The following is a 9,075-nucleotide window of genomic DNA, read 5'->3' as shown; positions in this document are numbered from 1 at the left end:
GCGCCGCTTTTGCGGCGCGCCACTGAGGCTTATGACGGGTGGTAAAAGAAGATGCTGCCCTTGTCCGCTTTGGCGCGATAGAGGGCCGAATCGGCCTGCTGGAGCAGCTGATTCCCGTTGATCCCCGGGGTGCGGAACGCGACCCCGATGCTCAGCGTGACGCGGTGATAGGTGCGGTTGGAGGGAGAACGGACAAAGGCGCGCTGAATGCTGCGGCAGGCGGCGAGCACGTCCTCCTGCGAATGGTTGCAGAAAAGGATGCAGAATTCGTCTCCGCCGAACCGGAAGGGGATCCCCTCCCCGCAGTCGTTCAGCACCTTGCCCAGCTCCTGGATGTATTTGTCTCCCCGCAGGTGGCCGTAGGTGTCGTTGATGGACTTGAATTCGTCCAGGTCCAGAATGGCCAGAGCGTATGACCCAGTGGGATTGGCGTCCAGCTCGGCGATCGCCTGTTCCAGTCCCTGGCGGTTCCAGGTCCCGGAGAGGGGATCGGTGATGGCCTGTTCCCGCAGATGCTGCCGTTCCAGCTCCCGGCGGATACTGACGTTGTTTTTCTCCTGTTCCACGCGGATCAGAACGTCGCACAGGGTATAGATGGCAAACAGCACGACCACCGACAGGACCAGATCGGCCAGCTGTTCCCGGTCGGAAAAGTCCTTGACCACATCCAGGTCCCACTGGAGCAGCAGATCGGAGAGCACCTTGCCCGCGATACTGGACAGGGCGGTCACCGTGGTGAGGAGCCGGTCGCTGTACACCGTGGTCAGTACGATGGGCATTGCGACGGCAAGCACCAGAGAGGAAAAGACGCTGTGTACCGAATATAGGATCAGGCCGATGCCTGCAAGCGACAGGGAAACGGCGTAGGCCTTCCCCCGGAGCGGGATGCGCCGGCTGCGCTGGACCAGGTGGCAGAACAGGGATAAGCCCAGATTCAAGCTGGTAGGGATCAGAAAATATTTTATAAAATAGATGTTCCGCGAGGAGGAAACGATGTCCATATACCGCAGGGCAAAATAGAGCGCGATCTCCAGCGCGCCCACAAAGAGCGCGATCGAAAGCGTGAGGTGCACATGCAGGCGGAGCCATTTTTCGTTGATCCGCTGATACTCGCGGTGGATCAGATTGATCTCGGAAGGTTCGTTTCGTGTGAGCATAGCGTCCTCCAATCGAGGGCTTGATGGAGTGATTATACCATTGCGCCGGTTGGATGTCACGCAGAATCGAACGGAAAACAGAATCCCAAAGGCGAAGCCGGGGGGACGTGCCGCCGGCACACATCGGCGGTACGTCCCCCGGGGGGCCGAGACAGGCGGTGATCCGCCCGTTGGAAGGACGGCACCCGGTACGCGCTCCCGCCGCCGTACCGGTACCGCGCTACCGTTTTGTACTGGCGCGCTTGATGACCTTCAGGCGGACGAACTCCTCCCGCTCTTTTTCCTCCAGCGCGTCGGTGATGAAGCGGATGGTCTCGTCAAAGCCTGGGATGACGATGTTCTGCAAGGCGTTGGCCCGCTTCTGAGTCTTTTTGATGGCCTGGGCCAGGCGGTAGATGGAGGTCTCCACCTCCGCCAGACGGCGGGTAAGCTCCTTGACCCGGTAGAACTTCAGATAGCAGTCGTCCAGGGCGGAGGAAGTGCGCACAAAGCCGTATTCCGGCCGGGGCGGCGGGGACTGGCCGGGGATGCGGGGCAGCTCCACCCCCATCACCGAGCGGTAGCGGATGTCCAGACTGTCGTCCACCTCCACCGCCTCCGCGATGCGGTCGCAGATGCCCAGATGGATATTGGCGGTCTGGAGCGATTCATAGGCCTGGGTAAAGACCGTGTCGATCTGGCCCTGGAGCTGCTTGGCGGTGTCCATCAGCCCCATCAGCTCCCGTATGAGGATATTGCGCTTGCGGTCCATCAGCTCGTAGCCGGTGGCGGCCAGAGCGCGGGAACGCTTGGCGGCCATCAGGTTGCCCTTGGTGGGCAGTACGGCGGCCATACGGCATCAGCTCCTTTCGCGGGGATCGGTTCAGCCCTGCTCCCGGGGCAGCAGGGACTGGCAGGCGCCCTCCACATAGTGGGCGCGGATGGTCTCATCGTCGATCCGGTCCAGTTCGGTCCGGGGCAGCAGGGTCAAAAGCTTCCAGCCCAGGTCCAGCGTCTCGTCCATCGTCCGGTTCTCGTTCTCGTCCTGACGGACAAAGTGCTCCTCAAACGCCCGGCCGAAGGCCAGGTACTGCTTGTCGGTGTCGGAGAGTTCGTCCTCGCCGATGACGCTGGCCAGGCTTCGGGCGTCCTGCACCTTGGAGTAGGAGGCGAAGAGCTGGTTGGACAGGGCGGGATGGTCGTCCCGGGTGAAGCCTTTGCCGATGCCGTCCTTCATCAGGCGGGACAGGGAGGGCAGAATGGCGATGGGGGGGTAGATCCCCTTCTGATCCATATCCCGGTCCAGTACGATCTGCCCTTCGGTAATATAGCCGGTCAGGTCGGGAATGGGGTGGGTGATATCGTCGTTGGGCATCGTGAGCACCGGCACCTGCGTCACCGAGCCCGCCCTTCCCCGGATCATGCCCGCCCGCTCATACAAAGAGGCCAGGTCGGAATACAGGTAGGCCGGGAAGCCCTTGCGGGAGGGGATCTCGCCCTTGGAGGAGGAGAATTCCCGCACGGCCTCGCAGTAGGAGGTCATGTCGGTCAGGATGACCAGCACGTGATAGCCGTGCTCAAAGGCCAGATATTCCGCCGCCGTCAGGGCGCAGCGGGGGGTCAGGATGCGCTCGATGATGGGGTCGCAGGCCAGGTTGCGGAACATGACCACCCGCTGAAGGGCGCCCGCCTCTTCGAAGCTGCGGCGGAAGAACTCGGCCGTATCGTTTTTGACCCCCATGGCCGCAAAGACGATGGCGAACTCCCCGTCGTCCCCGGCCACCTTGGCCTGACGGACGATCTGAGCGGCCAGCTCGTTGTGCTTCATGCCGGAGCCGCTGAAGATCGGCAGTTTTTGCCCCCGGATGAGGGTGGAGCAGCCGTCGATGGCGGAGATGCCGGTGTAGATACAGCTGCGGGGGTATTGACGGGAGACGGGGTTGATGGCCGAGCCGTTGATGTTGCGCCGCTGCTCGGGGTAGATCTCTCCCAGGCCGTCGATGGGCCGGCCGGCCCCGTCAAAAATGCGTCCCAGCATCTCTTTCGACAGGGCGAGATCCATGGCCCTGCCGGTGAAGTGGGTGCGGGCGTTTTCCAGGGAAATGCCCCGGGTGCCTTCAAAGACCTGCAGAACGGCCTTGTCCCCGTCGAGGAGGATGACCCGCCCGTAGCGGCGCTCCCCGTTTTCCAGGGTGATCTCCGCCATTTCGTCGTAGGCCGCGCCCGTTACGCCCTCCAGAGCGATCAGGGAACCGGACAGCTCGGAAAGGCCGATGTATTCCAATCTCATAATGAATCAACTCCTGATATGCGGGGCGGCGGACGGCCGCCTCCTGCAAGGGCGGGAGGACGCCGGTCCTGCCGCCGGCCGCGGCGGCAGAGGTTCCGGCGGACCCGGGTCCTTACTGGTTTGCCTGGTTCACCTTGGCCAGCGCGGCGTCGACCGCCTGCTCGTAGGGGGCAAATTTGCCCGGATCGTCGTTGGGCACCTCATACTTCATTTTGGTCAGCGACTCAAATATGCCGGTAGCCTTGAGCTGGGACAACGGGATCGAGCGGGCGATGAGTCCCTTCGCTCCGTCGTAGAGCTTCAGGATCAGCTCCATCATCTTCAGCTGCTTTTCCAGAGGCACATAGGTGTCGATCTCATGGTAGGCGTTCTGCTGAAGAAAGCCCACGCGGATGAGCCGGGCGGTCTCAATGACCAGCTTCTGGTCCTCCGGCAGGATATCCGCGCCGATGAGCTTGACGATCTCCATCAGCTTGGCCTCCTCCTGCAGGAGCGAGGCGATGCGCTGGCGGCAGGGGACGAAGCGCTTGCCCACGTGCTGATCGTACCAGGGCTTGAGCTCGGCCGCGTATTCCGAGTAGGAGGTCAGCCAGTTGATGGAGGGGAAGTGGCGGGCGTAGGCCAGGGAACGGTCCAGGCCCCAGAAGGTGCGCACATAGCGCTTGGTGTTTTGGGTGACCGGCTCGGAAAAGTCGCCGCCCTGGGGCGAGACGGCGCCGATGACGGTGACGGAGCCTTCCCTGCCCTCCAGTGTTTTGACGTACCCGGCCCGCTCGTAGAATTCCGCCAGACGGGAGGCCAGATAGGCGGGGAAACCCTCCTCGGCGGGCATTTCCTCCAGCCGGCCGGAGATTTCCCGCAGCGCCTCCGCCCAGCGGGAGGTGGAGTCGGCCATCAGCGCCACATGGTAGCCCATATCGCGGTAATACTCCGCAATGGTCATGCCGGTATAGACTGAGGCCTCCCGGGCGGCCACGGGCATGTTGGAGGTGTTGGCGATGAGGATGGTGCGCATCATCAGGGGCTGATGGGTCTTGGGGTCCAACAGCTCGGAGAACTCCTCCAGCGCCTGGGTCATCTCGTTGCCCCGCTCCCCGCAGCCGAGATAAACGATGATGTCCGCGTCCGACCACTTGGCCAGCTGGTGCTGCGTCATCGTTTTGCCTGCGCCGAAGGGGCCGGGAATGGCGGCAGCGCCCCCCTTGGCGATGGGGAACAGCGTGTCGATGATGCGCTGTCCGGTGATGAGCGGGCGGTCGATGGGCAGCCGCTCGGCCATGGGCCGGGGGGTGCGGATGGCCCAGCGCTGGGCCAGCTTGAGCGCATGGACCTGCCCATGGGCGTCGGTGACCTGCACCAGCGCCTCGTCCACCAGGTACCGCCCGTCGGGGACGGCCTGCGTGACCGTGCCGGCGAGCCCGTCGGGGATCAGGCAGCGGTGGGTGATCACGCCCGTTTCCGGACAGGAGGCATACAGCATGCCGGGGCGGACCGTATCCCCGGCCTTCACGTGCAGCGTCACGTCCCATTCCTGCTCCAGGTCCAGCGCGGGAATGTTCACGCCCCGGCCCAGGAAAGGCCCGGTCTTTTCCTCGATGACCTTCAGGGGGCGGGCGATGCCGTCGAAGATATGGCCCAGCAGGCCGGGACCCAGCAGGATGGACATGGGAGCGCCCTGGCCCGTCACGCGCTGGCCGGGGCGCAGCCCGCCGGTGTCCTCGTAGACCTGCACGGTGGCAGCGCCGCCGTGCACGCCCACCACCTCGCCGATGAGGGCTTCGTCTCCCACGTTGACCATATCCATCATGGCAAGGCCGCGGCCGCCGGTGACGGTGACGACCGGGCCGTTGATCCCGTGGATCACATAGGGGGTATTCATTGCGCGTTCCCTCCTTCCGGGGAATCGTCGTCGGACAGGGAGATGCCGAACAGCTCGGCAAAATGGCCGGAGAGCTCGCCGGCGGCGCTGTCGAAGGAAGAATCCACCCGCAGGCCCAGCTGCTCCGACTCGGCCACCAGTCCGCCCAGCTGAAAGCCGCCCTCCCGGAAGGTCAGGCGGCGCGCTCCCCCGCAGGAGGCCTGCAGCGCCTGCGCCAGGGGCAGGTCCTCCGCGCGCAGAAAGACCTGTACCTCCGTGCTGCCGGACAGGGTGGCCAGGGCCTCGTCCAGCAGGGCCCGCAGGCGGGACAGATAGGCGGGCGTTTTCGTAAAGGCCCCGATCTTCTCCCGCACCAGCGCGAACGTCTCCTGGGCCATCTGTTCCCGGCGCAGATAGAGCTTGCGCTTGTTGTCCAACATGTGCTTGGAGACGCCGCGTCCGGACTCGGATTTGATGCGGGCGACCTCCCGGTGGATGTACTGATAGGCCTCCCGGAGGACCTGATCCTCCGCGGCGGAGTAGGCCTCGTCCCGGCGGCGGCGCACGTCGTCCAGGGTGCGCTCGGTCTCCTGGGTCGCCTGCGCCAGGATGGCGGCGGTGAAGCGGTCCAGCTTCTTTTTCATATCGGGCATATGGAAACCTCCTTAGAAGCGCATCAGAGCTTGACGCCGATGGCCTCGCGGATATAGCGGGTGATGGAATCGGGGGAGCGCCCGGCGCTGTGGCGGTCGGGGATCTCCACCACCAGGGGGCGCTGGGCGCTCTGCTTCATGGGGATGATGAGGTCCCCGCACAGCGCGGCCAGCTTCTCGGTGATGAGCAGCACGGCGATCTCCGGGTCGGCGGCGGCGGCCTCCACGGCGGAGCGCACCTGGGACTCCTCCCGGACCACCACGCCCTCGATCCCGGCCAGGCGCAGGCCCACCTGGGTATCGGTGCTGTCGGTGATGACAAAGTATTTCATAAAACAGCCTCACAGCCGTTCCGCCGGGCCCGGTGCATGGGGTCCGGGGAAACGTGTTTACGGAAACCCGCCGTTATACGAACAGGAGCAGCAGCGCCACGATCAGGCCGTACAGGGCCACGCCTTCGGCAAGCCCCACGAAGATGAGGGCCTTGCCGAAGGCCTTGTCATTTTCCGAGATGGCGCCCAGGGCGGCGGAGGCGGAGGAGGCCACGGCGATGCCGCCTCCGATGCCGCTCAGGCCCACGGCCAGGGCGGCGCCCACGTACTTGAGGCCTTCGGCCAGACCGGCGCCGGCGCCGGCCGCCGCCGCGGCTGCCGTAACGTCGGCTGCGGAGGCGGTGCCGCCGATGCCGGCCGCGCTGGCCAGGATCAGGCAGGCGAAGAAGCTGGCGATGTTGGCGCCCAGGGCCCGCTTGGCCTTTTGACCGGTATAGCGGCGGATGCCGATCAGAAACAGGGGGGAGAAAACCGCGCCGGCGGCAAAGAGCAGAACCACGTATTTGACCATTTCAGATTCCTCCAATCAATTGACACGGCTGGAATAGTTGATTTGCTTCGGCGCAAAGGCCACGCCGCCGTCGTCGTAAAAGCGGCCGAACAGCTCGTAGAATTCCAGACGCAGCACCTGGATGCCCACCAGCAGGCCCTCAAAGCCCATCACGAAGAGATTGCCCAGGATCAGCACCGCGATGCCCGCCGGTCCGCCCACGCCGCCGGAGAGTTCGGCCAGCATGTGCACCACCAGCATCAGTCCCACATGGGTGATGGCGTAAGCGCCCACCCGCATGAAGGACAGCGTGTTGGTCAGGTAGCTGAGCAGGGTTTCGAACAGCTCGAAGAACCCGGTGCCCAGCACCTCGCCCACGCTGAATTTGTACCAGTCCGCTTCGCGGGCGAGCAGCTTGGACAGAGGCTGGCGCAGGAGCATGAGCGCCAGCGGCAGCACCAGCACCCCAAGCACATAGGCGGGGGTAACCAGATCCACGCCCAGCAGAGCGGACGCGCCGGCGATGAGAACGCCGGCATAGAAGACGATGCCCGCCGCCCCATTGGGACCAAACAGGATCTTTTCGTAATTTTTCTGGCGCACGCCGTTGCAGATGTTGATGACCATCACCAGCAGCAGCATAAACACGCCCAGCAGGATGGAGGCGACCAGCAGCAGCAGCACGTTGCTCACCACGCCCAGACCGGAGAGCGTGCTCTCCTCCATGATCTTGAAGCCGGGCAGGAGATCCTCAAAACCGAAGACGCTGCCGTATACGCAGCCGAACACCGCGCCGGACAGGCCGCAGCAGGCGATGATGTTGCCCAGCCACAATTTCTTCCACCGGGCCAGCACCAGCCCGATGAGGGCCAGGCAGAGCCCCTGGCCCAGGTCTCCGAACATGATGCCGAAGAACAGGCAGTAGGTGAGGGCCATGAAGAGAGAGGGATCGGCTTCGTTGTAGGCGGGCAGTCCGTACATCTCCAAAAAGGGCTGGAACACCCGGCCCAGAAAGCTGTTTTTCAGCTTGGTGGGGGGCTTCAGGTACTCCACGTCTCCCGCGTCGTCCACCACGCAGGACAGGTTGGGAAACCGGCTCATCTTCTCCTGAAAGGCGTTCACCGCCTCCGCGGGCACCCAGCCGGACAGGTAGAAGCTGTCCCGGCTGCGGCAGGCATACCGCCGCAGGTCGTAACACTCGTTCTGATAGCGCAGATAGGAGTAGCCGGAGAGCAGGCGCTTTCGTTCCTCCGCCCGCCGGGTGGCCAGGGCCCGCCCGGCCTGGTCGGCTGCCAGCGCGTCCTGCTCCGCCTGACGGCCCAGGGCCGCGATGGCGGCCTCGGCGGTGCCGTGGGGCTGAACGTCGATATGGATGCGGGTGAAGTGAAGGGAGTTGAAGAGCGTGTCCACCCTCCGGTGGGCCTCCTGGGTGGTAAAGTATACTCCGTAGACCCGGTGGGAGCCCAGGGTGGTGGGAAAGAAAAAAATGTCCTCTTCGTCGTTCAGGGTCACCTGAAAGCTGTCAAAGGTCTCCCGGGGCATCCAGCCGTAGCGGAAGCGGACATAGTCCAGACCCCACAGCTCATCCAGATCGGTGCCCAGGCCCCGCAGGTTCTCCAGCTGCTCCGCTGCGGTGCGGGACTCCTCCGCCTGCTGCTGAAGCGTCTGCTGCCGCCGCTTCAGCGAGAGCATCTCCTGCTCCAGCTGGTCGAAGTAGGCCGAAAGGCCGTCGGAATCCAGGGACGGATCGAAGGGGGCGTAATCCAGGGGCACGCCCGCCTCGTCGGCCACCTCCTCCGCCCGGCGCAGCAGAGCGGCGTAGGGATTGCTGTAGTCCAGCGCCATCAGGCCTTTTACCCCGTGCATCATCTGAAGGGTGCTCTCAGGGTGAAATTGCTGATCGATGACGCAGGTGCGCACCACTTCGTCGAACCGCTCCAGCGGCCCGGCCATGGTGAGCAGCTTCATAGGTACGACGGACATGGCGTCATCTCCTTCCGTGATCGCCTCCGGGGGGCGTCATTGCCCCACCAGTCGGGCGAGATTTTCGTTGTAAGGCACGCCGTATTTCACCGATTCGATCACATTCACCACCACCTGCAGTTCCAGTTCCTTCAGATCCAGATAAGCGATGGCGGTATAAATCGAAGGGGGCCCGGTAAGCAGGCAGCGCCGGTTGAAGGCGTAAAAGGCCCGGCGGTAATATTCCTCCACCTCCGCCGCCTCCACGCGCTCAAAGCTGGCGGCATAGGGAGTCTGACGGATCAGGGCGAAGACCGCCGCGGCATCGGGTGCGGCGCACAGGATGTGGATCAT

9 protein-coding genes are annotated in these 9,075 nt (G+C 64.2%); all 9 read right to left on the bottom strand.

Translation table 11 applies throughout. The features are described 5' to 3' along the window. Nucleotides 1-29 precede the first annotated feature (29 nt). Nucleotides 30-1,157 carry a GGDEF domain-containing protein gene (locus tag MR825_RS04750; protein ID WP_256176437.1) on the bottom strand — a complete coding sequence of 376 codons (1,128 nt, stop codon included), beginning with the start codon at nucleotides 1,155-1,157 and terminating at the stop codon, nucleotides 30-32. Between the two features lie 220 nt (nucleotides 1,158-1,377). Then, nucleotides 1,378-1,989, bottom strand: a complete 612-nt coding sequence (locus MR825_RS04745; protein ID WP_186907951.1) for a V-type ATP synthase subunit D — start codon at nucleotides 1,987-1,989, stop codon at nucleotides 1,378-1,380. A 30-nt stretch (nucleotides 1,990-2,019) separates the two neighbouring features. Beyond that, the gene (locus MR825_RS04740; RefSeq protein ID WP_186907950.1) at nucleotides 2,020-3,426 is read right to left on the bottom strand and encodes a V-type ATP synthase subunit B; all 1,407 of its coding nucleotides are present in this window, start codon (nucleotides 3,424-3,426) and stop codon (nucleotides 2,020-2,022) included. 112 nt (nucleotides 3,427-3,538) lie between these two features. Continuing rightward, complete coding sequence (locus MR825_RS04735) at nucleotides 3,539-5,305, bottom strand: V-type ATP synthase subunit A (RefSeq protein WP_256176438.1); 1,767 nt, start codon at nucleotides 5,303-5,305, stop codon at nucleotides 3,539-3,541. After that, on the bottom strand, nucleotides 5,302-5,937 hold the full coding sequence (locus MR825_RS04730; RefSeq protein WP_186907948.1) for a V-type ATP synthase subunit E: 636 nt from the start codon (nucleotides 5,935-5,937) through the stop codon (nucleotides 5,302-5,304). Before MR825_RS04730 ends, MR825_RS04735 begins: the two co-directional genes overlap by 4 nt. A gap of 23 nt (nucleotides 5,938-5,960) precedes the next feature. After that, a complete protein-coding gene (locus MR825_RS04725; RefSeq protein ID WP_186907947.1) occupies nucleotides 5,961-6,269 on the bottom strand; it encodes a V-type ATP synthase subunit F in 309 nt (102 codons plus the stop codon). 73 nt (nucleotides 6,270-6,342) lie between these two features. Then, the gene (locus MR825_RS04720) at nucleotides 6,343-6,780 is read right to left on the bottom strand and encodes an ATP synthase subunit C (RefSeq protein WP_186907946.1); all 438 of its coding nucleotides are present in this window, start codon (nucleotides 6,778-6,780) and stop codon (nucleotides 6,343-6,345) included. A 15-nt stretch (nucleotides 6,781-6,795) separates the two neighbouring features. Further along, nucleotides 6,796-8,742, bottom strand: coding sequence for a V-type ATP synthase subunit I (locus tag MR825_RS04715; RefSeq protein ID WP_186907945.1), 1,947 nt, complete (start codon nucleotides 8,740-8,742; stop codon nucleotides 6,796-6,798). A 36-nt stretch (nucleotides 8,743-8,778) separates the two neighbouring features. Next, the coding region (locus MR825_RS04710) for a V-type ATPase subunit (RefSeq protein WP_287879205.1) at nucleotides 8,779-9,075 on the bottom strand (297 nt) is incomplete at its 5' end.

It is taken from the genome of Lawsonibacter sp. (assembly GCF_022777125.1).
Taxonomy (GTDB): Bacteria; Bacillota; Clostridia; order Oscillospirales; family Oscillospiraceae; genus Lawsonibacter_A; species Lawsonibacter_A hominis.
This window is presented reverse-complemented; position numbering and strand designations above follow the sequence as displayed.